Below are 24,829 nucleotides of genomic sequence, written 5' to 3'. Positions count from 1 at the left end.
CCACAGGCCGCATAGAACCATGTCCCAGAAGCGCAACGACCTCAACCTGCCCGACACCCCCTTCCCCATGCGGGGCGATCTCGCCAAGCGCGAGCCGGGCTGGATCGCCGACTGGCAGCAGAAGAAGCTCTACCAGAAGATCCGCAAGGCCTCGGCCGGCCGCCCGAAGTTCGTCCTGCACGACGGCCCCCCGTACGCCAACGGCAACCTTCACCTGGGCCATGCCCTCAACAAGATCCTCAAGGACATCATCGTCCGGTCCAAGACACTGGCCGGGTTCGATGCACCTTACGTGCCCGGCTGGGACTGCCACGGCCTGCCCATCGAGCACAAGATCGAAGTCACCCACGGCAAGGGTCTGCCCGCCGATAAGGTACGCGAACTGTGCCGGGCCTACGCCACCGAACAAGTGGCAGTTCAGAAGAAGGAATTCATCCGCCTCGGTGTGCTGGGAGACTGGGACAACCCCTATCTGACCATGAACTTCGCCAACGAAGCCGGCGAAGTGCGGGCGCTGGCCGAGATGGTCAAACGCGGCTGGGTGTTCAAGGGCCTCAAGCCCGTCAACTGGTGTTTCGACTGCGGCTCGGCGCTGGCGGAGGCCGAGGTCGAATACCAGGACAAGCAGAGCCCCGCCATCGACGTGGGTTTCGTCTGCGCCGAGCCCGAAAAGCTCGCCGCCGCCTTCGGCCTCGCCGCCCTGCCTGCCGGCAAGGACGCCTACGCGGTGATCTGGACCACCACGCCCTGGACGATTCCGTCCAACCAGGCCCTCAACGTCCATCCCGAGCACGAATACGCGCTGGTGGACACCCCCCGCGGCCTGCTGGTGCTGATGGCCGAGCTCACCGAATCCAGCCTCAAGCGCTTCGGCCTCGAGGGCAAGATCGTCGCCAAGACCAACGGCGACAAGCTCGACCGCATCACCTTCCGCCACCCGTTCTACGACCGCGTCTCGCCGGTCTTCGTGGCCGACTACGTGGGCCTCGATGCCGGTACCGGCATCGTCCACTCGGCCCCGGCCTATGGCGTGGACGACTTCAACTCCTGCAAGGCCAACGGCTTCACCAACGACGACATCCTCAACCCGGTGCAGAGCAACGGCGTCTATGCCGAATCCCTGCCCTTCTTCGGCGGCCTGCACATCTGGAAGGCCAACCCGGTCATCGTCGAAAAGCTGCAGGAAGTGGGCGCGCTGTTCTCCCACGAAAAGATCAGCCACAGCTACATGCACTGCTGGCGCCACAAAACGCCGCTGATCTACCGCGCCACCGCCCAGTGGTTCGTAGGCATGGATATCAAGCCCAACGGCGGCCCCAGCCTGCGTGAGCTCGCCCTTGGCGGCGTCGATGCCACCCAGTTCTTCCCGTCCTGGGGCCAGGCCCGCCTGCACGCCATGATCGCCAACCGTCCCGACTGGTGCATCTCGCGCCAGCGTAACTGGGGCGTGCCGATCCCGTTCTTCCTCCACCGCGAGACTGGCGAACTCCACCCGCGCACCGTCGAATTGATGGAAGAAGTCGCCAAGCGCATCGAGCAGGAAGGCATCGCCGCCTGGTTCAAGCTCGACGCCGCCGAGCTGCTGGGTGACGAAGCCGCCCAGTACGAAAAGATCAGCGACACGCTGGACGTATGGTTCGACTCCGGCACTACCCACTGGCATGTGCTGCGTGGCTCCCACAATGACGGCCACGCCACCGGCCCGCGCGCCGACCTGTACCTCGAAGGCTCCGACCAGCACCGCGGCTGGTTCCACTCGTCGCTCCTCACCGGCTGCGCCATCGACGGCCACCCGCCCTACAAGGCGCTGCTGACCCACGGTTTCACCGTCGACCAGCAAGGCCGCAAGATGAGCAAGTCCCTGGGCAACACCATCCTGCCCCAGGAAGTCACTGAAAAAATGGGAGCCGAAATCCTCCGCCTGTGGGTTGCCTCTACGGACTATTCGGGCGAGCTCGCCATGTCCAAGGAGATTCTCGACCGGGTGGTCGAATCCTACCGGCGGATCCGCAACACCCTGCGCTTCCTGCTCGCCAACACCGCTGACTTCAGCCCGCAGGCCGACATGCTGCCGGTGGAGGAGTGGCTGGAGATCGACCGCTACGCGCTGGCCCTGACCCGCAAACTGCAGACCCAGGCCGAAGCCGATTACGGACGCTTCGAGTTCCATCGTGTCGTCCAAGCGCTGCAGAACTTCGCCTCTGAAGACCTCGGCGCGGTGTATCTCGACATCCTCAAGGATCGCCTCTACACCACCCAGGCCAACTCCACCGCCCGTCGCGCCGCCCAGAGCGCCCTGTGGCACATCCTCCAGTCGGTGGTCAAACTGATGGCGCCGATCCTCTCCTTCACGGCTGAGGAAATCTGGCTGCTGCTGGGCAAGGACGCCGACGACAGCGTGATGCTGCACACCTTCCACACCCTGCCGGCCCAGGAAGGCGAAGACACCCTGCTCGACAAATGGACGGCCATCCGCGCCATCCGCGCCGACGTGCAGAAGGAAATCGAAGCCGTGCGCGCTGCCGGCCAGGTGGGCTCGTCCCTGCAGGCCGAAGTCGAGATCCGCGCCGCGGGCGGCCGTTACGACCTGCTCGCCAGCCTCGACGACGACCTGCGCTTCGTGCTGATCTGCTCGAAGACCACCCTGGTGAAGGCCGCCGACGAAACCGCCGAAGCCATCGTCGTCACCCCGTCCGCCCACGCCAAGTGCGACCGCTGCTGGCACTACCGCGCCGATGTCGGCCACGACGCCGCGCATCCGGAACTTTGCGGCCGCTGCACGTCCAATCTGCACGGCGCCGGCGAAGCCCGCAGCGCCGCCTGACCCCACAACCCGAAAGCCTGGAGCCCCGCCCTTGAAACTTCGCCTCGGCAACTGGATCGGCCTGTCGGCCATCGTCGTCCTCGTGGATCAACTGACCAAGCATCTTGTGCGCGGCGAGCTGCGCACCGGAGAGGTCATCCACATCACCGACTGGTTCGATCTGGTGCTGGCCTTCAATCCGGGCGCCGCCTTCAGCTTTCTGGCCGATCAGGCCGGCTGGCAGCGCTGGTTCTTCGTCGCCCTCGCCACGGTCATCTGCGGCTGGCTGCTGCGCCTTCTCGCCCGGCATCAGCACGAGTTCCTGCAGCCGCTGGCCTTTTCGCTCATCATCGGCGGCGCCATCGGCAACGTCATCGACCGCTTCGTGTTCGGCGCGGTGGTCGACTTCCTGTATTTCCACGTCGGCCGCTACGGATGGCCGGCATTCAACGTGGCGGATTCGGCCATCTGCGTGGGTGTCACGCTGATGCTCGTCGCCCAGTTCCGCGAAAGCCGCCACGCCCCCATTCAAGAGAAACTTTCATGACCCAGATCGTCCAGCCCGACAGCCTTGTCACCCTCCACTACCGGATCTCCCTCGACAACGGCCAGTCGCTCATCAGCACCTTCGAGACCACGCCGGCCACCATGCACCTGGGCCGCGGCGATCTGCTGCCGACCCTCGAGCGCTGCCTCGCCGGCACCGCCGTGGGCGAACACCACACGTTCCTGCTCCAGCCCGAAGAAGCCTTCGGCGCCTATCGCGACGACCTCGTCGAGAAGGTCCGCCTCGAAGACTTCCCCGATGGCGCCGCCGTCGAGCCGCTGGTCATCATGGAATTCACCGCCCCCGATGGCACCCGCTACCCCGGCCTGATCCGCGAAGTCGGCGACACCCACGCCACCATCGACTTCAACCATCCGCTGGCCGGCAAGGCGATCCGCTTCGAAGTCCAGATCATCGGCGTCAACTGAGCGACACGAGGAAAGCCATGGAAGTCCTGCTCGCCAATCCCCGCGGTTTCTGCGCCGGCGTCGAACGTGCCATCGAGATCGTCGAACGGGCGCTGGCCCAGTTTGGCGCACCGATCTACGTGCGCCATGAAGTCGTCCACAACCGCTTCGTCGTCGAAGGCCTGCGCGCCAAGGGCGCCATCTTCATCGAAGACCTCTCCGACGTGCCCGCCGGCAACACCGTGATCTTCAGCGCCCACGGCGTGCCCCAGTCGGTGCGCGCCGAGGCCGACGCCCGCGGCCTGCGCGTGTTCGATGCCACCTGCCCGCTGGTCACCAAGGTGCACCTCGAAGTCGGCCGCATGCGCGACCAGGGCCGTGAGGTCATCATGATCGGCCACAAGGGCCACCCGGAAGTTGAAGGCACCATGGGCCAGGTGAAGGACGGCATCCACCTCGTCGAGAACGCCGCCGATGTGGCCGGCCTCGTCGTCGCCAATCCGGACATGCTCGCCTACGTCACCCAGACGACCCTGTCGGTGGACGACGCCGGCGCCATCGTCACGGCCCTGCGCGAGCGCTTCCCGAACATCGTCGGCCCCAAGAAGGACGACATCTGCTACGCCACGCAAAACCGCCAGGACGCCGTGAAGTTCATGGCACCCCAGTCCGATCTGGTGCTGGTGGTGGGCTCGGTCAACAGCTCCAACTCCAACCGCCTGCGTGAAGTGGCCGAGCTCCTCAACGTGCCCGCCTACCTCATCGACAACGCCGAGGCCATCGATCCGGCCTGGATCGTCGGCAAGCGCCGCATCGGCGTCACCGCCGGCGCGTCGGCGCCGGAAGTGCTGGTCGAATCGGTCATCGCCCGCCTGAAGGCACTGGGTGCCGCGTCCGTCCGCGCTCTCGAGGGCGTGCCCGAGCGCATCACCTTCCCGCTGCCCAAGGAACTCCAGACGCCCGCGGCCTGAGCCCGTCCGTCCTCCAACCCCGGAGCCGCCATGCCCTACGTCCAACGCGATGCCACCGGTCGGGTCGTTGCCCTCTTCACCGAGGCCGGCCCCGGCCACGAGGAAGAGCTCCCCCTCGGCCACCCGGATAGCGCCGCCCTCACCGGCTCGGGCGATTTCGCCCGCCTCGATGCCGACCTCATCCGCGTCATCGAGGACGTGGTGGACGTGCTGATCGACCGGGGCCTGTTGCGCCTCACCGATCTGCCGCCTGACGCCCAGCGCAAGCTGCTGGCCCGCAAGGGCGCCCGGGCGCGCCTGCGCCAGGGTCTCGATCTCCTCGGGCCCAGCGACATCATCTGACGCCCCACCCCGCCGGGCCCGCCAGGGGCCCGGTCGCACCACCCGGCATGCTCCGCAAAACCGTCCGGCATCGGACGCCTGAAGGCTCAAGTTCCCCCGCCCTCGCCCGTTATCCCTACAATCCGGACGTCCGCCGGCATCCCCGGCGATCTGCCCAGGCACGGCAAGCCCCTTGCCTGGTCGAGAAACGACCCCATTTACGATTGTGCCGATGACCGACGCCGCACCTTCCGCTTCTTCCGCCGCCCAAGCAGGCGGCCCCGCCCCCGTCGATGCCGACTGGCATCCGGGCGTGACGATCACCCACGACGACCCCCTGCTCGACGCGCTGGTCATCCTCACCCAGATCCACGGCAACCCCTTCACCGGCGCGGCACTCTCCGCCGGCCTGCCGCTGGTCGATAACTGCCTGACCCCGTCCCTGCTGCCCCGCGCTGCGGCCCGCGCCGGGCTCTCCGCCCGCATCGTGCGCAAGCCCGTCGAGGCGATCACCCCCAGCCTGCTGCCGGCAATCCTGCTGCTCCACGACCGCCGCGCCTGCATCCTCCTCGAACGCCTGCCGGATGGCCGCGCCCGGGTGCGTTTCCCCGAGGCCGGCGAATCCGCCGACATCCTCAGCGGCGAACAGCTCGCCGCCCTCTACACCGGGCTGGTGTGCTTCGTCCGCCCGCGCTTCCGCTTCGAGGCCCGCGCACCGCAGGTCAAGGCCGTGCGCTCGACCCACTGGTTCTGGGGCACGGTCTTCGAGAACTGGCGGCTCTACCGCGACACGCTGCTGGCGGCGCTGGTGGTCAACCTGTTCGCCCTGGCCATCCCGATGTTCTCGATGACGGTCTACGACCGCGTCGTGCCCAACCACGCGGTCGAAACCCTGTGGGTATTGGCCGTCGGGGCGATCCTCGTGCTCGGCTTCGATTTCTGTCTGCGCACCCTGCGCGCCTACATCGTGGACACCGCCGGCAAGCGCATCGACGTGCAGCTGTCGGCCCGCATCATGGAGCGTGTGCTCGGCCTGCGGATGGACGCACGGCCAGCCTCGGTCGGCTCGTTTGCCGCCAACCTGCGCGCCTTCGAAGGCGTGCGCGACTTCATCGCCTCGGCCACCGTCACCACACTGATCGATCTGCCCTTCGTGCTGCTCTTCCTGGTCGTGATGACCTGGATCTCCCCGTGGCTGCTGGTGCCGCCGCTGGTGGGCATGCTCGCCGTGCTGTTCGTCACCCTGGTCGCCCAGGACAAGATGCACGAACTCACCGAAACCACCTACCGGGCCAGCGCCCAGCGCAACGCCACGCTGGTCGAGAGCCTCGTGGGCCTCGAAACCCTCAAGACCCTCGGCGCCGAAAGCAGCGTCCAGCGCCAGTGGGAACGCGCCACCCTGTTCATCGCCCAGGTCAGCGGCCGGCTCAAGCTGCTCTCCTCGGGCACGGTCAACTTCGCCCAGCTCATGCAGCAGCTGGTGAACATCGCGGTGATCATCGTCGGGGTGTATGAGCTCTCGGAAGGCAACATGTCGATGGGCGGCATCATCGCCGCGTCGATGCTCTCCGGCCGCGCCATGGCGCCCCTGGGCCAGGTGGCTGGGCTGATGATGCAGTACCAGAACGCCCGCACCTCCCTCGCCTCGGTGGGCACCCACATGAACCTGCCGGTCGAACGCCCCGAGGGCGCCAGCTTCGTGCATCGCCCCAGCTTCACAGGCGACATCGAGTTCAAGGACGTGAGCTTCTGCTACCCCGGCCGCGACCAGGCCGTGCTCAAGAAGATCAGCTTCCGCCTCAAGGCCGGCGAGAAGGTCGCCATCATCGGCCGCATCGGTTCCGGCAAGACCACCATCGAAAAGCTGATCCTCGGCCTCTACCAGCCCACCGAGGGCGCAGTGCTGGTCGATGGCATCGACTCCCGCCAGATCGATCCGGCCGAGCTGCGCCGCGCCATCGGCTTCGTGCCCCAGGACGTAACCCTCTTCTACGGCACCCTCAAGCAGAACATCGCGATGGGCGCGCCCTTTGCCGACGACAGCGCGATCCTCGCGGCGGCCGATCTGGCCGGTGTGCGCGAGTTCGCCAACACCCACCCGCAAGGCTTCGAGATGCCCATCGGCGAGCGGGGCGAATCCCTCTCCGGCGGCCAGCGTCAGGCGGTGGCCATCGCCCGCGCGGTGCTCAACGATCCGCCGGTGCTGCTCCTCGACGAACCGTCCAGCAGCATGGACCACCAGAGCGAAGAAGGCCTCAAGCAGCGCCTGCGCCGCTTTGCGACCCGCAAGACGATCATCCTCGTCACCCACCGCACCTCGCTGCTCGACCTCGTGGACCGTCTGATCGTCCTCGACCAAGGCCACATCGTCGCCGACGGACCGAAGGCGCAGGTGGTCGAAGCCCTCCAGCAGGGCCGCATCGGACGAGCCGGGTGATCGCCATGAAAAAACTCCTTGCCCTGCTCCAGCGCACCTACGCCGCCCTCTACCAACGCGCTTCGCGCGCCTTCGACCGCATCCTCGACGGCGCCGAAAAGAAGGAAATCCACGACGACGCCGACTACATGGCCGACGCCGAATGGGCCATGGCCGAGCAGAAGCTGCGCGGCAGCCGCATCGCCGTACTGCTCACCGTCGCCGCGGTGCTGGTGCTGATCGTCTGGGCTGCCTTCGCCCAGCTCGACGAAGTCACCCGTGGCGAAGGCAAGGTCATCCCATCGCGCCAGGTGCAGGTAATGCAGAGCCTCGACGGCGGCATCGTCTCCGAAATCCTCGTCAAAGAAGGCCAGCAGGTCAAAACCGGCCAGCTTCTGCTCAAGGTGGACCCGACCCGCTTCGTCTCGTCCCTGCGCGAAAACCGCGCCCAGTACATCGCCTTGCTCGCCAAGGCCGCGCGGCTCACCGCGGTGGCCAGCGGCAAACCCTTCGTCCCGCCGCCCGAACTGGTCAAGGAAGCCCCCGATCTGATCGAGCAGGAGCGCAGCGCCTACGAGAACAAACGCCTCGAACTCGACGCCACCGTCGGGGTGGCCAGCCAGCAACTCTCCCAGCGCCGTCAGGAACTCAACGAAGTCACCGCCAAGCGCGAACAGGCCACCCAGAGCTACAACCTCACCGCCCGCGAACTGGAAGTCACCCGGCCCCTCGCCAAGACCGGTGCCGTGTCCGAAGTGGAACTCCTGCGCCTCGAACGGGACGTGGCCCGCTACCGCGGCGAACGAGACAGCTCAAGTGCGCAAATCCCGCGCATCCAGGCCTCGATCTCGGAAGCCCAGCGCAAGATCGAGGAAGTCGAACTCAACATGCGCAACCAGGCCCGGAGCGAACTCTCCGACACCAACGCCAAGCTCGCCGCCCTCTCGGCCGGCAGCGAAGGCCTCGCCGACCGGGTCAAGCAGGCGGAAATCCGCGCCCCGATGAACGGCACCGTGAAGCAGCTCTTCGCCAACACCGTCGGTGGCGTTGTCCAGCCCGGCAAGGAAATCATCGAGATTGTGCCAAGCGACGACGCGCTCCTCCTCGAAGCCCGCGTCCAGCCCAAGGACATCGCCTTCCTGCGCCCGGGCCAGCCGGCGCTGGTGAAGTTCACCGCCTACGATTTCTCGATCTATGGCGGCCTCGAGGCCACCCTCGAACAGATTGGTGCCGACACCATCACCGACGAAAAAGGCAACGCCTTCTACATCGTGCGGGTACGCACCACCCGCAGCACCATCGGCGACGCCCACATGCCGATCATTCCCGGCATGGTCGCCGAAGTGGACATCCTCACCGGCAAGAAATCCCTCCTCAGCTACCTCATGAAGCCCGTGCTGCGGGCCAAGGCCAGCGCCCTCACCGAGCGTTGAGACACCCTTCGATGCGATCCGCCATGAGTTCCACGCGACCACTCCTGATCCTTACCGACGACGACCTGCTCGCCGAACGCTGGCAAGGCCTCGCCACCTCCCCGGTGCGCGCCCGCAGCCTCGACGATCTCGACACCTGGCGCACAGCCGGCCATCGCCTCGTCGTCCTCGACCTGGGCAAGGCCAAAGCCGGCATGCCGCCCTTATGGACGCAGCCTGGCTGGCAGCGCAATGCCGCCGGCCTCGCCATTCTCGCCGCCTCGTCGAAACCCGACGACGACGAAGGGTTGGCCGCACTCAATGCCGGCGCCAGCGGCTACTGCCACAGCCACGCCCCCCTCGACACCCTGCGTCAGGCGCTCGACGTCATTGCCGGCGGCGAGTTGTGGGTGGGTCGTGCGCTACTGTCGCGACTGCTGCGCCTTGTCGACAGCCGCCTGCCCCGCGCCGGCATCGCCGACTGGGCCGGCCCGCTCACCGAACGGGAGCGGGAAGCCGCCCAACTGGCCGCCAACGGCGACAGCAACCTCGCCATCGCCACCGCCCTCGGCATCACCGAACGCACCGTCAAGGCCCACCTCAAGGCCGTCTTCGAAAAGCTGCAGGTCGCCGACCGCCTGCAGCTGGCGCTGCGCGTCCACGGGGTGCGCTGAACGCCCCCCACGAGGGCCGATGCCCGTCGGCCCCTCGCACCGCTGCCCGATCTGCGCCTTCCCGTTGCATCCGTCACGGGTCCTGTCCTCGTGGACAATGGCAACGCCCCCTGCGAATCCGTAGATTCTCCGACATCTGATCAAACCGTTACCGGAGCCCGCCATGGCCACCCCCGCTACCCCCGTCGCCGCAACCGCCACCAACACCAACACCAAAGGCACCGTCGTGTTCGTGCAGGGCGACGCCTATCTGCGCGACAGCAGCGGCAAACTCACCGCCATCAAGCCGGGCGACGTGGTTGCCGAAGGGGACGCCATCGTCACCGCAGCCGGCGCCGTCGTCGAACTACAGCTGCCAAGCGGTGCAAAGCTCAGCGTCGGGCCGGATCGGGAACTCCTCCTCAACGACGAACTCTTCGCCACCGCCGTGCCCGAACGCAGCGAAAACGTCGTATCCAATCTTGGCGCCGAAGCCGATAAAGTCATCCAGGCGCTCAACAGCGGCAAAGATCCGTTCGAAGACCTCGAAGACCCGGCCGCCGGTCTCGCCGGTGGCGGCGTCGGCGACCAGACCCACGACTTCGTGCGCCTGGTGCGCATCCTCGAAGACGTCACGCCGATCTCCTACAGCTACAGCGGCACCACCGACAGCATCGACTTCCGGCCCGTTTCCGGCGCCACCACTGCCACGACCACCGCCGCCGCAGCGAACACCCCGCCCGTCGCCAACCCCGACACCGGCATCGATGCCACCGAAGACAAGCCCGTCACCTTCGCCGTGCTCGGCAACGACACCGACGCCAACGGCGATGCGCTCACCGTCACCGGCGCCACCGTCGATCCGGCCAAAGGCAGCGTCACCGTCAATGCCGACGGCACGCTCACCTTCACCCCGGCCGCCAACGTCAATGGCCCGGTCACCGTCACCTACACCATTGCCGACGGCCAGGGCGGCACCTCCACCACCACCGCGACCATCGACATCGCCCCGGTGCCCGACGCCGCCACCCTCGGCAGCGGCAGCGGCGCGGTCAAGGAAGACACCGCCGCGCAGACCACCGCCACCGGCACCCTCAGCATCGTCGACCCGGATGCCGGCGAAGCCGCCTTCCAGCCGCAGACCAACACCGCAGGCAACTACGGCCATTTCAGTATCGACGCCAATGGCGCCTGGACCTACACCCTCGACAACACCCTTCCGGCGGTCCAGGCGCTGAAAGAAGGCGAACGCGTCACCGAAACCCTCATCGTCAAGAGCGTCGACGGCACCGAAACCACCGTCACGATCGCCGTCACCGGCACCAACGACGCCCCCGTCGCCACCCACGACACCGCCACCACCCGCGAAGACACCCCCGTCACCTTCAACGTGCTCGGCAACGACACCGACGTGGACGGCGACCCGCTCAGCGTCACGAGCGCCAGCGTCGACCCGGCCAAGGGCAGCATCACTGTCAACCCAGACGGCACCCTCACCTTCACCCCGGCCGCCAACGTCAATGGCCCGGTCGAGGTCACCTACACGATCAACGACGGCAAAGGCGGCCAATCCACCGCCACCGCCACCATCGACGTCTCCTCGGTCAACCACCCGGCCAACATCGGCACCGGCGCCGGCACCGTCCAGGAAGACACCACGCTTCTCGCCTCCGGCACCCTCGCCATCACCGATGCCGACCCCGGCGAAGCCGCCTTCCAGACCCAGGCCGGCACGCCCGGCACCTACGGCAGCTTCAGCATCACCGCCGCCGGCCAGTGGACCTACACCCTCGACAACGGCAACCCCCTTGTCCAGAACCTCGCCCAAGGCGACAGCCGCAGCGAAACCTTCACCGTCAAGAGTATCGACGGCACCGAAAGCACGGTCGTCGTCACCATCCTCGGCTTGAACGAAGTCATCGGCGCACCCGGCGTCGGCATCGTCAAGGAAGACAACCCGATCTTCACCAACGGCGTGCTCACCGCCAGCGGCGGCGCCAGCTTCGTCGCCCAACCCTCGACCCCCGGCGCCTACGGCAACCTCACCCTCAACCCCGACGGCAGCTGGACCTACACCCTCGACAACCCCTCCAACACCGTGCAAAGCCTCGGCGAGGGCCAGACCCGCACCGAAACCTTCCCGGTCAGCCTCACCGACGGCACCACCAGCACCATCACCATCACCGTCGTCGGCACCAACGACCCGGCCATCGTCGATCAAGGCCGCGGCAACGTAATCGAAGACACCACTCTTGGCACCGGCGGCAAGCTCACCGTCACCGACGTGGACGCCGGCGAAGCCGCCTTCCGCCCGCAAAGCGGCGTCGAAGGCCAATACGGCAGCTTCACCCTCGACGCCGCCGGCAACTGGACCTACGGCCTCCACAACGACAACCCGGCAGTCCAGGCGCTCGGTGCCGGCGACACGCTCACCGAAAGCTTCACGGTCGCCACCATCGATGGCACCCCGAGCAAAGTCACCATCACCATCGACGGCACCAACGACGCCCCCGTCGTCACGCCCGACAGCAAAACCACGCCCGAAGATCAACCCATCTCCGGCGCCCTGACCGCCACCGACCCCGACGGCGATCCGCTCACCTTCGTCCTCAAGGACGGCCCCGCCAACGGCACCGTCAGCGTCCAGCCGGACGGCACCTACACCTACACGCCCAACCACGACTACAACGGCCCGGACAGCTTCACCGTCACCGTCTCCGACGGCAAGGGCGGCAGCGTCGTCACCACCGTCAGCCTCACCGTCACCCCGCTCAATGACGATCCCGTCGCCCGCAACGACGCCAACAGCCTCGTCAAGACCGACACCGTCGAAGCCACCGGCAATGTCATCACCAACCCCGCCGGCACCGACACCGACGTGGACGGCGACACGCTGGTCGTCAGCATCGCCGGCGGCGTCCCGGTCAGCGGCGCCACCGTCATCAGCGGCCTCTACGGCACCCTGACGATGAACGCCGACGGCAACTACAGCTACATCCAGAACACCGCCAATCCCGCCGTCGCCGGCCTCCCCAAGGGCGCCACCCTGCAGGACGACTTCACCTATACCGTCAACGACGGCCACGGCGGCAGCGCCAACGCCATCCTCAGCATCACCATCGCCGGCGCCAACACCCCGCCGGTCGCCAACCCCGACTTGGCCGACACCGCGGAAGACACCGCCGTCAAGTTCGCCGTCCTCGGCAACGACACCGACCCCGAAGGCGACCCCCTCACCGTCACCCAGGCGCTGGTCGACCCGACCAAGGGCAGCGTCGTCATCAACCCCGACGGCACCCTCACCTTCACCCCCGCGGCCAACGTCAATGGCCCGGTCGAAATCACCTACACGATCAGCGACGGCCAAGGCGGCCTGTCCACCACAACGGCCACGGTGAATGTCGCCGCAGTGAACGACGCCCCGGTCGCCGCCAACGACGCCGGCGCGGTTGCCGAAGACGCCACCCTCACCGTCTCCGCCGCCAACGGCGTGATCGCGAGTGCCTCCAACCCGGCAGGCACCGACACCGACATCGACGGCGGCCCGCTGGCCGTCAGCGCGATCCGCACCGGCCTCGAGACCGGCAGCGGCACCGCCGGCACGGTTGGCACCGCGCTTTCCGGCACCTACGGCACCCTCACCTTGAATGCCGACGGCAGCTACACCTACGTCGCCGACAAGGCCAACGCCTTGGCCCTCGGCGCCACCGCCGACGACGTGTTCACCTACACCGTCAGCGACGGCAAGGGCGGCTTCGACACCGCCGAGCTGCACATCGCCGTCACCGGTACCAACGACGCGCCGGTGGTCGGCACGGCCAACGTGAGCGTTTCCGAGGAAGGCCTCGCAGGCGGCATTGCCGACACCACAGCCCTCGCCGGCAGCAGCGACACGACCAATCTGACCAGCGCCAGCGGCGTTCTCAGTTTGTCCGACGCCGACGGCAACGCGCTCAATGCCACGCTTGTCGCGCCCACCACGGCCCTCACTTCCGGCGGCGTGGCGATCACCTGGACTGGCAGCGGCAGCAAGACCCTCATCGGCAGCGCCGGCGGGGTTGAAATCCTGCGCGCCACCATCGCCGACGACGGCAACTATTCGGTCAAGCTCTCCGGGCCGATCGACCACGCCAACACCGCCGGCGAAGACGTGCGCAGCATCGCCCTTGGCGTCAATGTCAGCGACGGCATCGCCACCACCGCCAGCAGCCTGACGATCAACGTCGAGGACGATGCCCCTGTCGCTTCTGCGATCACTCAGAACATCGCGGTGGCGCCGGTGGATAGCAACCTGCTGATCATGCTCGACGTTTCGGCCAGCATGATCCGAACCGACGGCGTCGGCGGCTCCACCCGCCTGCAAACCGCGATCAACGCCCTCAATGCCCTTCTCGACCGCTACGACGAGTTCGGCGAAGTACGGGTGCGCCTCGTTACCTTCAGCAGCACGGCGGCGCAGCAAGGCGACACCTGGACCACCGTCGCCGATGCAAAAGCCCAATTGGCCGCGCTAAGCGCAGTCGGCGGCACCAACTACGATGCCGCGCTGGCCGCCGGCCAAACCGCCTACGCCTCCACCGGAAAACTGGCCTCCGGGCAGAACATTGCCTACTTCCTTTCCGACGGCCAGCCCAACTCCGGCACCGACATCGGCACCGCGGACGAAGCCGCCTGGAAGACTTTCCTGCAAAACAACCAGATCACGACCTTCGCCCTCGGCATGGGAACCGGCGCCGCCCAGACACCGCTCGATCCGATTGCCTACAACGGGGCGACCGGCACCAACCTCAACGGCCAGGTCATCAGCGACTTCAACCAGCTCAGCAGTGCCCTGCAAGCCACGGTTCCGCAACCGGCCAGCGGCGAACTCCTCTCCGGCGGCCTCCTCGGCACGAGCGGATTCGGGGCCGACGGCGGACACATCCTCAACCTCACGGTCGACGGAGTCACCTACACCTACAACCCGGTCGGAAACGCCGTCACCACCTCCGGCGGCACCAGCCACGGCACTTACGACGCCGCGACTCACCAGATCGTCATCGCCACCGCCACCGGCGGCAGCCTGCGCGTCAACCTCGACACCGGCAGCTACACCTACACGCCGATCGCCACGATCACCACACTGGTCAAGGACGGCTTCAGCTTCACGCTGATCGACAACGACGGCGATACCGCCAATTCGAGCGTCACCTTCGACGTGAGCCGCCAGGCCGAGAACGTCGTCAACCTGGCCAGCACCACCACCGGAATCGCCGCAACCAACCTCGGCCTCACCGGCGAGTACTACGGTTACAACGAAACCGTCAGCGGCTCGAACACCCGCCTTCATGCCGACGACACCAAGTACGGCAACTTCGACCACGTCTCCGACATGGTCGGCATCGTCGACGGCCGCAGCGGGCAGCAGATCATCGGCACCTACAATGCCGCCACGGCGACCGGCGCCGACGCCACCTTCAGCGCCGACAAGATCGATTACGGTTTCGGCTACACCACCGGCACCACGACCGTCGGCGCCGTCAATGGCAACCTCGGCAACAATCCCACCGTGGGCGCCAACCTCGCCATCAACTCGGGCGCGCTGTACGACTTCCTGCGTGGCAACACCACGGGCGCCGACACCGCCCAGTTGCACACCACGACCGGAATCGGCAACACCACGGATTCCGGCATGCGCATGGTGGGTCTGGTCAACCTCGACGGCGGCAGCTACGACATCCGCGTCACCGCCGACGACGGTTTCCGGCTCAACATCGCCGGCCAGACGGTGGCCATGTTCGACAACATCCAGTCGCCAACCGCCCGCATCTACAGCAACGTCAGTCTCGCCAGCGGCCTGCAGCCCATCGAAATCCTCTATTGGGAACAAGGCGGCAACGCCCGCCTGCGTGTCGAGGTGAAACACACCGGCGAGGCCGATACCGCCTACAAGACCCTCGGCACCGACGACTTCGCATTGTTTACCCCGAGCAGCGCGCCGACCCTCAACGCGCTTCAGGACATCATCGAAGATCCGAACCAGAACGGGCACTGGCTGGTCCGCACCGGCGCGCAGCTCACCGGTTCGGCGGGCAACGACGACATCACCGGCAGCGACGGGCGCGACAACATCGCGGGGGGCAGCGGCAACGACATCGTCCACGGAGGCGGTGCCGCCGACATCATCGCCGGAGGTGCCGGCAACGACACCCTGACCGGCGGTCTCGGCGCGGACACCTTCAAGTGGAACCTCGGCGACGCCGGCACCACCGCGAAGCCGGCAGTCGATGCCATCACCGACTTCAACACTGCCAGCCCCGGCAATGCGACCAGCGGTGGCGACGTGCTCGACCTGCGCGATCTGCTGCAGGGAGAACTCCACACCGGCAATCTCAGCGGTAACCTCGGCAACTATCTGCACTTCGAGAAATCGGGCGCGGACACGGTGGTTCATGTCAGCACCAACGGCGGCTATACCGGCGGCAGCTTCGTCGCCGGCGCCACCGACCAGAAGATCGTCCTGCAGGGTGTCGACCTCACCAACAGCGGCGCCCTGTCCAACGACACGCAGATCATTCAAGACCTGCTGACCAAGGGCAAACTCAGCGCCGATTGAAGCAGCGCCGGCAGCGTCCGGCAGGGCAAAATGGCTCGCCCTGCCGGAAGCATCGTCGAACCGGCGGGTAAACCAAGGGAGGCTCCAAACCGGAGCCTCCTTTTTTTGCATCGACGGATTCGGGCAGCCTGCCCGACACGGCTATCCGGCCAGACGCCGCGACGCCTCCGGCCCGGTCATGCCGCCCACCCCGAGGCTGGCCGCTGCCGCCCACTCCTCGGCGGTATGAACCTGCTCGGCGTAAACCGCCACGTTGAGGCTGCGGGCCACATCCACGATCGCCTTCACCAGACGCCGATGGCCCGCATTCTCGTGAAGACCCGCCACAAAGCTGCCGTCCAGCTTCAGGTAAGCGAGACGGATCGCATACAAGCGCGGCAGCGCCGCCAACTGGCGTCCGAAGTGTTCTATCCCCAACTGGGCACCGTGACGTCCCAGCACCTCGGCCAAGGCCTCCAGGCCCGCCAGATTCGCATCCAGCCCGCGTTCGCTGACTTCCACCGCAATCCGTGCCGCATCGCTCCCCGCCGTTGCCAGCAGAACGTCCAGCCGATCGAGAAAGCCCGGCTCGATCAGCGAACGGGGCGCCACGTTGATTGCCACCGGATCGGGCGAGGCATGCAGGCGGGCCAAACCCAGGCGTAGCGCCTCGAGGTCGCAAGCCGACGCCAGTCCCACCCGCACCGCCGCCGGCATGAACGCCCCGGCCGTCAGCACGCCCCCCGCGTCCGGCAGCGGCAGGCGCAACATCACCTCCCGGTGGACCAGGGCGCCGTCGCAGGACAGCACCGGATAATCCACCAGCGAGAAATCGTGGCGAGCCAGCGCGCCTTCCAGCATCTCCCGCCAAGCCCCCTCGCCGGGAACCGGGATCGGCAGCGATGTCCGGTCCGCCTCGGCGACCAGTGCACCGGCCGCCTCGGCCCGCATCAGCGCCGAATCCACCCTTGCCAGCACCTCGCCGGGGTTTTCATCGCGCCGGTAGGTCACCACCGCCGCGTTCATCCGCAGGCCCGGCGCGCCGTCCAACTGCAGATCGAGGGCCGCCACGGCACTGCACATCCGTTCCAAGACCGCCCGGCCGTCCTCGACCGAAAGTCCCGGCAAAAGAATGGCGAACTCGGCGCCGCCCACGCGCGCCAGCGATCCGTCCTCGACACCGTCGAAACTGCCCTGCAAGGCCGCGGCCACCGCCACCAGCCACTCGTCGGTGCGCGCCCGCCCAAGCTGCTGGTTGAGCATGACCAGATCGGCAATCCGGAGCATGCCGAGACAACCCGTCGGATGGACGTCCGCCTCCGACAGCACTCGGCGCAACTCGCCACCGAAGCAGGCCCGGTTGAGCAAACCGGTGCCGGGGTCGCGGCTGCCTTCGTCGCGCAACCGGGCAATCCGCGCCGCCTGCTCGGCAAAGAGCGCACGCACCCGCTCGGACATGTGATTGAGTGCCCGCGCCATGCTCTGCAGCTCGACCACTTTCGGCTCCGCCAGCACCCGGAACTGACCGGCGCCGATCGCCTCGGCCTGCTCCGCCATTTCGGCCAGCGGCCGGCGCACCCAGCGCAGCAGTGCCGACACGCCCATCGCCCATAACAACCCGATCGCCAGCATCAAGCTGCCCAGTTGCAGCATGCCGCGCCACAGCGAGCGGTAGGCATAGCCCCGCGCCGCCTCGACCGTCACCAGCCCGACCTGACGCCAACCGTCGCTCACCTGCGCCTGCCCGGGCCGGACGTTCATCGGCAAAACCGCAATCAACCAGTCCGGCACGTCGGCCACGTCGGGCTGGGAGCGCTCCACGACAACCCGGCCGGCCCCATCGGTAAAGCGGATCAAGCGGTAATGCCCACCGTCGAACAGCGCTGTGACCAGCAGCTCCATGGTTGCCCGGTCCTTGCTCTGCTGGGACATGGATAGAGCCAGCGACACCGCGCCATCTCCCGACTGCGCCTGAAGCTGTTGCTCGAGATAGCCACGCGCGGTGATCAGACTCACCGCAAACGCTCCGGCGAGCACCACGCCCATCGCCACGACCACGCTGATCCACAATCGTCTCAAGAGGGACATTTCGATTCCTTCAAGGCACGTAGCCTTCTGTACGCATGCGCAGCAGCAATTCCCGCCAGCGGGACAAGCGATCCACCGGCGTCGAAGCCTGATTCGCCCCACCCACGAAAACACCCTGCGTATTGAAACTGAAAACCGGCGCGAGATCCGGACGGGCACTCGCCGGACGAATCGTCGCGATGAGATTGTCGAGCACCAGCGGAACCGCCTCGGGCGATGCGTAATAGCTCAGCACCATATGCGCCTGACTCACGCTGCTGCCCGGCCCGCCGATCTGCGCCCGAACGTAAGTCATGCGCAGTCGATTTTCCGGCACGCCGAGCTCACGCAAACTGAAATATTTTGCGAAAACGAAATCTTCGCAATCGCCCGCGCCGCGACCAAGCGTTTCCAGCGGCGTTGCCCAATAATCGGGCTGCCCCCAGACCACCGGATCGTCCGCAAAACGAATCCGGCGATTGAAGAATTCATTGACCCGCCGCAACTGTTCTTCTTCCGGCATATCGCGCCAGCCCGCCAATGCCGCGCGCCAGGCATCCACCGCTTCGACCGCCGCAGCGCCGAAACGCTGCTGGGCCAACTGCCGCATATGTTCGATTTCGAAGCCGCCCGACGCCAGGCCAGCCAGCAGCATCGACGCCATTCCCGCCATTCCCCACCGCCGGCAAAACGGCGCCGGACGAAAGCATGAACGGAAAACCGCGAAAAACCGCATGGAATATTCAGGAAAAATGGCATGTGAAATTCTGCTCGCTTGCCCCTCGCGGACCTGCGCGCCTTGGGCAAACAGCTGGAAATCAACGGCATCGCGAAGAAAAAATTGAGCTCGGCCCTTGGCAAGCCGCCAACTGTGAAAAATTAATTCACCGGCTCGATATCGCCCGACGTGCCAAGAAAAAACCCAAATAGTGCGCAACCTTGTGTGTCTTAGACACTTAGAATTCGGGCGCACACCCCAAATGAATTCGCTCGTAGTCTGAACCGCGGCACGCCCGATACCGAGATGAAAATGTTCAAAGCAACGCAACTGTCAGTCAGCCTGACGCTTTCTCTGCTGGCCATGTCGTCGGCCTATGCAGCCACTTCCGGCACACTGCCCGACGCAATCGAAAAAGCCATCCTTCGCAACCCGGAAGTTCTCGCCCGGCTTCACGACTATCAGGCTTCCGACGCAGAACGGGACGTTGCTCGCGGCGCCTTCTTTCCGCGGGTCGACCTCCAGGGCTACACCGGCCGCGAACGCCGGGATACCCCGACCAGCCTGCCGAGCAGCTACAACCGGCCGGGCTACCAGTTGCAACTACGGCAAATCCTCTTCGACGGCTTTGCCACCCGCAACGATGTGAAGCGCCTCGGCTTCGCCCGCGCCACCCGCTACTTCGAACTCCTCGGCACCACCGACGAAACCGCTTACGAAGCCGCCCGTGCTTATCTCGACGTGCTGCGCTATCGCGAGCTGAGCGCCCTCGCCCAGGAAAACTGGGCCATCCACAAGGAAACCGTCGACCAGATCGAACGTCGCGTGAAAGCCGGCGTCGGTCGCCGGGTCGACCTCGAACAAGCCTTCGGCCGGCTCGCCCTGGCCCAGTCCAACTGGCTCACCGAAAACTCCAACCTGCACGACGTCAGTCAGCGCTTCCAGCGCATCGTCGGGGAAAGCCCGGCCGACCAGCTGGAAACGCCGCCGGCCTTTGCCGACAAGCTGCCGGCCGAAAAGGACGTCCTCAAGCAGGCCATTGGAGACAACCCGAGCTTCCGTGCCGCCGTTGCCAACATCCGCGCCTCCCGCGCCAATATCGACGTGCAGCGCGCCAACAACCTGCCGACGGTCGAATTCCGGGCCAGCACCGGCATGGACCGCAACCTCCTCGGCGTTACCGGCGACACCAACACCAGTGCCCTGCAGGTGTTGATGAACTGGAACCTCTTCAAAGGCGGTGCCGACGAAGCGCGCATCCGCCAGTCCCACGAGCAGCACTACAACGCCACCGATCTGCGCGACAAAGCCTGCCGCGACATCCGGCAGCAAACCGCCATCGCCTGGAACGACGTCCGCAAACTCAAGGAACAGCAAGGCTATCTCGACCAGCACCAGCTCTCCACCGAAAAAGCCCGCGACGCCTACCGCCAGCAGTTCGACATTGGCCAGCGCAGCCTGCTCGACGTGCTCAACACCGAGAACGAATTGTTCGAAGCCAAGCGTGCCAGCACCCGCGCCCGCTACGACCTCATCCAAGCTCAACTGCGCGTGCTGACCCAGACCCACCGCATCCTGCCGACCGTCCAGCTCGCGCCCGTCTCGCGCGTCGGCCCCGAAGAAGCCGACGTCACCGAACCGACCGAAGACGAAGCCCAGCAATGCAGTTCGGTGCTTCCGGTCGTCGACCCCCTCGACACCGCAGGCGCGATGCGGGGCCGCCCGCAACCCGCCGCCACCTTGCTGCCGATGGCCAATGCAGTGGCAGCCGGCGCCGTCGTCAATGCCCCGGCAGCAGCCCCCGCTGCGGCTACGGTGGAATCCCTTGTGAAATCGTGGGCGGCCGCCTGGTCGGCCAAGGACTTCAAAACCTACAAGTCGTTCTATTCGACCCAGTTCAAGCCCGATCAAGGCAGCGTCGACGACTGGATGGCGCGTCGCCAGCAGCGAATCTCGAAGCCCGGCACACTCGGCGTCGATGTGAGCAATCTGAACGTGCGCAGCCTGTCATCCGATTCCGCAGAAGCCAGTTTCGTGCAGAACTACCGCTCGAACGGCTATAAGGACACGACGAACAAGACGCTCCGCTACCAGCTCGAAAACGGTCAATGGAAGATCGTTCGCGAATCCAACCGCTGACCGAGCGATCGCCCAAAAAAGAAGGGAGCCGGCGGGCTCCCTTCTTTTTTGGCTCACATGATCGCAATGTCAAAGATGCGGCTGCATGATCCGGCGATAGAACTCGTGGAAATGCTGCATCCCGTCTTCATAGGGCGACTGATAGGGGCCAACCTCGTTGCGACCTTCCTTCAGCAGCGCACGACGTCCTCGATCCATCCGCTCGCCGATATCGTCGTCCTCGATGGCCGTTTCCATGTAGGCCGCCTGCTCGGCTTCCACGAAATCGCGCTCGAATTCCAGGATATCTTCCGGATAGTAAAACTCGACGACATTGGTCGTCTTGTTCACATCGGTCGGAATCAATGTGCTCACCACCAACACATGGGGATACCACTCGACCATGATGTTGGGGAAATAGGTCAGCCAGATCGCGCCGTGCTTCGGCATCTCGCCGCCGCTGTAGTTCATCACGGCCTCGTGCCACCGCTTGTAGGCCGGCGAGCCCGGTTTTTTCAGCGAGGTGATGCCCACCCGCTGCACCGAATACCACTCGCCGAACTGCCAGGTCAGATCGTCGCAGGTGACAAAATGCCCCAGCCCCGGGTGATACGGAACCACGTGGTAGTCCTCGAGATAGACCTCGATGAACGTCTTCCAGTTGTAGTTGCACTCGTGGATTTCGACCTTGTCGAGCTTGTAGCCGCTGAAATCGAGTTCGCCGGCCATCTGCAGACCCGCCAGATCGGAGTTCGCCGAACGCGGCCCCTTGAACAACAGTCCCTGCCAGCGCTCCAGCTTTTCACGATGCAGGTTGAGGCAGGGATTTTCCGGAAAGTGCGGCGCGCCGATAAGGAGACCATCCGGGTTGTAGGTCCAGCGATGAATCGGACACACGACGTTCCGGTCCGCCACACCCGAGCCCTGCAGCATGATTGCCTGACGATGACGGCAGACATTGGACATCCGGTAAAAACCGTCATCCCGGTTGATCAGCATTTTCGAGTGATCCAACCACTCGAGCGAGCGGAACTGGTTGGCTTCCGGCACCATGAGTTCATGGCCGACATAGCCGGGACCGGCGTCGAAGAGGACGCGCTTCTCCAGTTCGAAGATCTTTTCGTCGAAATACCACGAGACCGGCAACTGCGAAACTGCCGGAGAAAGAAGTGCCTGAGAAGCGATGTCAGACATCCCGAACCCCCTTGATCAAGGCGAAAGCCCGAAACGTAAAGCCGAGCATTATATGATATTACGCGTTTGACCTGAAGCCCGACGATAGGCTATTTTTACGGTTTGCCTCACCTCGAATCCGGCCGCGCATGGTCAAAACACCCTCAAGCAAGTCTGCCAGCTTCGAATCCGCCGTCGCCGAACTGGAAACCATTGTCCAGCAAATGGAAAATGGCCAGCTACCGCTCGACGAAGCCCTCACCGCCTACCAGCGCGGTATCGCCCTTCTTCGCCACTGTCAGACTCAACTCGCCAAGGCCGAGCAAACCATCCGCGTCCTCGACGCCGAAGCCACTCCGGGAGACCCCCAGCCATGACCGCCGCCACGTTCAGCCAATGGATGGGCGACATCCAACAGCGTACCGAATCCGCCCTCGATCAGGCCCTGCCCGACGCTGAAATCGTGCCCGCCCGCCTGCACGAAGCCATGCGCTACGCCGTTCTCGGCGGCGGCAAGCGGGTACGTCCGCTGCTCGTACATGCCGCCGGCCAGCTCACCGGCGCCGCACCGGAGCGCCTCGACCGGGTCGCCTGCGCCATCGAGATGATCCACGCCTATTCGCTGGTCCACGACGATATGCCGTGCATGGACGATGACGTCTTGCGCCGCGGCAAGCCCACCGTCCACGTCCAATACGACGACGCCACCGCCCTGTTGGTGGGCGACGCGCTGCAGACCCAGGCTTTCCAGCACATCGCCGACGCAGCCGTGAGCGACGACCCCCAGCGCCAGATCGCCATGATCCGCCAACTCGCCCAAGCCACCGGCTCCCGCGGCATGTGCGGCGGCCAAGCCATCGATCTGGCCTCCGTCGGCCTTCAGCTCAGCCTTGCCGAACTGGAGTTCATGCACATCCACAAGACCGGCGCGCTGATCCGGGCTTCGATCAACCTTGGCGTACAATGCGGTCGCCTGCTCGACGACGACGAAATGGCTTCGCTCGACCATGTCGGCAAAGTCATCGGCCTGCTGTTCCAGATCGTGGACGACATTCTCGACACCGAGGCCGACACCGCCACGCTCGGCAAGACAGCCGGCAAGGACGCCGCCAACGACAAGCCGACTTATGTGAGCCTGCTCGGCGTCACCCGAGCCCGCGAACTGGCCGAAGAGATGTGCCAGGACGCCCTCGACCGACTTGCCGCCTTCGGCGAGTCGAGTCAGCGTCTTGCCGAGTTGACGCGTTTCATCGTCCGCCGACAGTTCTGAGCCCCAGCCAGAGCCACTTCAGCAACTCGAACACCACCGATTAACGACCCGGTAACCCGGAATGCCTCACGCAACGCAGCCCGCCCAAACCCGCACCGGCCTGCTGGACAAGATCGCGTCGCCCGCAGACCTGCGCAAGCTCGAACCTGAAGCCCTTCCCGCCCTGGCCGCGGAGTTGCGCAACTTTCTTATCGATTCTGTCTCCCGTACCGGCGGCCACCTGTCCTCCAACCTCGGAACGGTCGAACTGACCATCGCTCTGCACTACGTCTTCAACACCCCCGAAGACCGCATCGTCTGGGACGTCGGCCACCAAACCTACGCCCACAAGGTCCTCACCGGCCGTCGTGCCGGCATGGCGAGCCTGCGCCAGCATCACGGGATTTCCGGATTTCCGCGGCGCAGCGAAAGCCTCTACGACACCTTCGGCACGGCCCACTCGTCCACTTCGATCTCCGCCGCCCTGGGCATGGCTGAGGCGGCCCGCCTGCGCGGCGAGGACCGCCGTGCCATTGCGGTGATCGGCGACGGCGCAATGACCGCGGGCATGGCCTTCGAGGCCCTCAACAACGCCGGCGACATCCACGACACCAATCTGCTGGTCATTCTCAACGACAACGAGATGTCCATCTCGCCGCCGGTGGGCGCCCTCAACAAACACCTTTCCCGGCTGCTATCCGGGCGCCTTTACACCGGCGCCCGCAAGATCGGCAAGCGCGTCCTCGAAAACCTCCCGCCACCGGTCATCGAACTGGCCCGCCGGACCGAGGAGCACGTCAAGGGCATGGTCATGCCCGGCACCATGTTCGAGGAATTCGGCTTCAACTACATCGGCCCGATCGATGGCCACGACCTGGAAGCCCTGCTCCCCACCTTGCAGAACCTGCGAACCCTCAAAGGTCCGCAGTTCCTGCATGTGATCACGCGCAAAGGCCAGGGCTACAAGCTCGCCGAAGCCGACCCGATCCTCTATCACGGCGTCTCCAAGTTCGACCACACGGCCGGCATCGCCACCGGCAAGGACGCCAAGGGCGGTGGCAAGCTCACCTACACGCAGGTCTTTGGCGACTGGCTATGCGACATGGCAGCCATCGACAAGCAGCTTATCGCCATCACGCCGGCCATGCGGGAAGGCTCGGGCATGGTCCGCTTCGCCCACGAATACCCCGATCGCTACTACGATGTGGGCATCGCCGAGCAACACGCCCTGACCTTCGCCGGAGGCCTTGCCTGCGAAGGCTTCAAGCCGGTGGTGGCGATCTACTCCACGTTCCTGCAGCGCGCCTACGACCAGCTCATCCACGACATCGCCCTGCAGAATCTTCCGGTGATGATGGCCATCGACCGCGCCGGCCTCGTCGGCGCCGACGGCGCCACCC

Annotated in this window: 17 protein-coding genes; 14 read left to right on the top strand and 3 right to left on the bottom strand. The window is 65.8% G+C overall.

Annotation, left to right across the window (positions count from 1 at the left end; translation table 11 throughout):
• Nucleotides 1-19 precede the first annotated feature (19 nt).
• From ileS to Q0672_RS20395, 9 genes are all read left to right on the top strand, one after another.
• Complete coding sequence (gene ileS / locus Q0672_RS20435; RefSeq protein WP_298625257.1) at nt 20-2,824, top strand: isoleucine--tRNA ligase; 2,805 nt, start codon at nt 20-22, stop codon at nt 2,822-2,824.
• Between the two features lie 31 nt (nt 2,825-2,855).
• Nucleotides 2,856-3,350: a signal peptidase II gene (lspA, locus tag Q0672_RS20430; RefSeq protein WP_298625255.1), complete on the top strand. Its 495-nt coding sequence runs from the start codon at nt 2,856-2,858 to the stop codon at nt 3,348-3,350.
• On the top strand, nt 3,347-3,778 hold the full coding sequence (locus tag Q0672_RS20425) for an FKBP-type peptidyl-prolyl cis-trans isomerase (protein ID WP_298625254.1): 432 nt from the start codon (nt 3,347-3,349) through the stop codon (nt 3,776-3,778). Before lspA ends, Q0672_RS20425 begins: the two co-directional genes overlap by 4 nt.
• A gap of 17 nt (nt 3,779-3,795) precedes the next feature.
• Complete coding sequence (gene ispH / locus Q0672_RS20420) at nt 3,796-4,728, top strand: 4-hydroxy-3-methylbut-2-enyl diphosphate reductase (protein WP_298625252.1); 933 nt, start codon at nt 3,796-3,798, stop codon at nt 4,726-4,728.
• A gap of 30 nt (nt 4,729-4,758) precedes the next feature.
• On the top strand, nt 4,759-5,070 hold the full coding sequence (locus tag Q0672_RS20415) for a hypothetical protein (RefSeq protein WP_298625250.1): 312 nt from the start codon (nt 4,759-4,761) through the stop codon (nt 5,068-5,070).
• Nucleotides 5,071-5,281: 211 nt separating this feature from the next.
• Nucleotides 5,282-7,486, top strand: a complete 2,205-nt coding sequence (locus Q0672_RS20410; protein WP_298625247.1) for a type I secretion system permease/ATPase — start codon at nt 5,282-5,284, stop codon at nt 7,484-7,486.
• Between the two features lie 5 nt (nt 7,487-7,491).
• Nucleotides 7,492-8,898 (top strand): HlyD family type I secretion periplasmic adaptor subunit, encoded by a 1,407-nt coding sequence (locus Q0672_RS20405; protein WP_298625245.1) that lies wholly within the window; start codon nt 7,492-7,494, stop codon nt 8,896-8,898.
• Nucleotides 8,899-8,921: 23 nt separating this feature from the next.
• Nucleotides 8,922-9,551 (top strand): response regulator transcription factor, encoded by a 630-nt coding sequence (locus tag Q0672_RS20400; protein WP_298625243.1) that lies wholly within the window; start codon nt 8,922-8,924, stop codon nt 9,549-9,551.
• A 163-nt stretch (nt 9,552-9,714) separates the two neighbouring features.
• The gene (locus Q0672_RS20395) at nt 9,715-16,125 is read left to right on the top strand and encodes a retention module-containing protein (protein ID WP_298625240.1); all 6,411 of its coding nucleotides are present in this window, start codon (nt 9,715-9,717) and stop codon (nt 16,123-16,125) included.
• Nucleotides 16,126-16,266: 141 nt separating this feature from the next.
• Here Q0672_RS20395 and Q0672_RS20390 read toward each other — a convergent pair whose 3' ends face one another.
• The gene (locus Q0672_RS20390) at nt 16,267-18,192 is read right to left on the bottom strand and encodes an EAL domain-containing protein (protein ID WP_298625238.1); all 1,926 of its coding nucleotides are present in this window, start codon (nt 18,190-18,192) and stop codon (nt 16,267-16,269) included.
• A 10-nt stretch (nt 18,193-18,202) separates the two neighbouring features.
• Nucleotides 18,203-18,835, bottom strand: coding sequence for a transglutaminase-like cysteine peptidase (locus Q0672_RS20385; RefSeq protein WP_298625236.1), 633 nt, complete (start codon nt 18,833-18,835; stop codon nt 18,203-18,205).
• 44 nt (nt 18,836-18,879) lie between these two features.
• Between Q0672_RS20385 and Q0672_RS20380 the strand changes: the two genes are divergently transcribed.
• Nucleotides 18,880-19,101 carry a hypothetical protein gene (locus Q0672_RS20380; protein WP_298625234.1) on the top strand — a complete coding sequence of 74 codons (222 nt, stop codon included), beginning with the start codon at nt 18,880-18,882 and terminating at the stop codon, nt 19,099-19,101.
• A 100-nt stretch (nt 19,102-19,201) separates the two neighbouring features.
• The gene (locus Q0672_RS20375; protein ID WP_298625232.1) at nt 19,202-21,028 is read left to right on the top strand and encodes a TolC family outer membrane protein; all 1,827 of its coding nucleotides are present in this window, start codon (nt 19,202-19,204) and stop codon (nt 21,026-21,028) included.
• 69 nt (nt 21,029-21,097) lie between these two features.
• Here the strand turns inward: Q0672_RS20375 and Q0672_RS20370 are convergent, their stop codons facing one another.
• Nucleotides 21,098-22,201 carry an aromatic ring-hydroxylating dioxygenase subunit alpha gene (locus Q0672_RS20370; RefSeq protein WP_298625229.1) on the bottom strand — a complete coding sequence of 368 codons (1,104 nt, stop codon included), beginning with the start codon at nt 22,199-22,201 and terminating at the stop codon, nt 21,098-21,100.
• A 128-nt stretch (nt 22,202-22,329) separates the two neighbouring features.
• Between Q0672_RS20370 and Q0672_RS20365 the strand changes: the two genes are divergently transcribed.
• From Q0672_RS20365 to dxs, 3 genes are all read left to right on the top strand, one after another.
• Nucleotides 22,330-22,557, top strand: a complete 228-nt coding sequence (locus Q0672_RS20365) for an exodeoxyribonuclease VII small subunit (RefSeq protein ID WP_298625227.1) — start codon at nt 22,330-22,332, stop codon at nt 22,555-22,557.
• Entirely contained in the window at nt 22,554-23,450 is an 897-nt protein-coding gene (locus Q0672_RS20360) for a polyprenyl synthetase family protein (RefSeq protein ID WP_298625225.1), read from the top strand. The genes Q0672_RS20365 and Q0672_RS20360 overlap by 4 nt, the downstream gene beginning before the upstream one ends.
• A gap of 61 nt (nt 23,451-23,511) precedes the next feature.
• On the top strand, nt 23,512-24,829 hold a 1,318-nt coding region (gene dxs, locus Q0672_RS20355), incomplete at its 3' end, for a 1-deoxy-D-xylulose-5-phosphate synthase (protein WP_298625223.1).

This window comes from uncultured Zoogloea sp. (assembly GCF_937894855.1).
Classification (GTDB): Bacteria; Pseudomonadota; Gammaproteobacteria; order Burkholderiales; family Rhodocyclaceae; genus Zoogloea; species Zoogloea oryzae.
Note: the sequence above shows the minus strand (reverse complement) of the source record. Positions and strands in the feature narration are given on the sequence as shown.

Bases quoted from the DNA above. Each gene is read 5' to 3' on its own strand.
- ileS (WP_298625257.1), top strand. From the start codon at position 20: ATGTCCCAGAAGCGCAACGACCTCAACCTGCCCGACACCCCCTTCCCC.
- Q0672_RS20425 (WP_298625254.1), top strand. From the start codon at position 3,347: ATGACCCAGATCGTCCAGCCCGACAGCCTTGTCACCCTCCACTACCGG.
- ispH (WP_298625252.1), top strand. From the start codon at position 3,796: ATGGAAGTCCTGCTCGCCAATCCCCGCGGTTTCTGCGCCGGCGTCGAA.
- Q0672_RS20415 (WP_298625250.1), top strand. From the start codon at position 4,759: ATGCCCTACGTCCAACGCGATGCCACCGGTCGGGTCGTTGCCCTCTTC.
- Q0672_RS20410 (WP_298625247.1), top strand. From the start codon at position 5,282: ATGACCGACGCCGCACCTTCCGCTTCTTCCGCCGCCCAAGCAGGCGGC.
- Q0672_RS20405 (WP_298625245.1), top strand. From the start codon at position 7,492: ATGAAAAAACTCCTTGCCCTGCTCCAGCGCACCTACGCCGCCCTCTAC.
- Q0672_RS20400 (WP_298625243.1), top strand. From the start codon at position 8,922: ATGAGTTCCACGCGACCACTCCTGATCCTTACCGACGACGACCTGCTC.
- Q0672_RS20395 (WP_298625240.1), top strand. From the start codon at position 9,715: ATGGCCACCCCCGCTACCCCCGTCGCCGCAACCGCCACCAACACCAAC.
- Q0672_RS20390 (WP_298625238.1), bottom strand. From the start codon at position 18,192: ATGTCCCTCTTGAGACGATTGTGGATCAGCGTGGTCGTGGCGATGGGC.
- Q0672_RS20385 (WP_298625236.1), bottom strand. From the start codon at position 18,835: ATGGCGTCGATGCTGCTGGCTGGCCTGGCGTCGGGCGGCTTCGAAATC.
- Q0672_RS20380 (WP_298625234.1), top strand. From the start codon at position 18,880: ATGAACGGAAAACCGCGAAAAACCGCATGGAATATTCAGGAAAAATGG.
- Q0672_RS20375 (WP_298625232.1), top strand. From the start codon at position 19,202: ATGTTCAAAGCAACGCAACTGTCAGTCAGCCTGACGCTTTCTCTGCTG.
- Q0672_RS20370 (WP_298625229.1), bottom strand. From the start codon at position 22,201: ATGTCTGACATCGCTTCTCAGGCACTTCTTTCTCCGGCAGTTTCGCAG.
- Q0672_RS20365 (WP_298625227.1), top strand. From the start codon at position 22,330: ATGGTCAAAACACCCTCAAGCAAGTCTGCCAGCTTCGAATCCGCCGTC.
- Q0672_RS20360 (WP_298625225.1), top strand. From the start codon at position 22,554: ATGACCGCCGCCACGTTCAGCCAATGGATGGGCGACATCCAACAGCGT.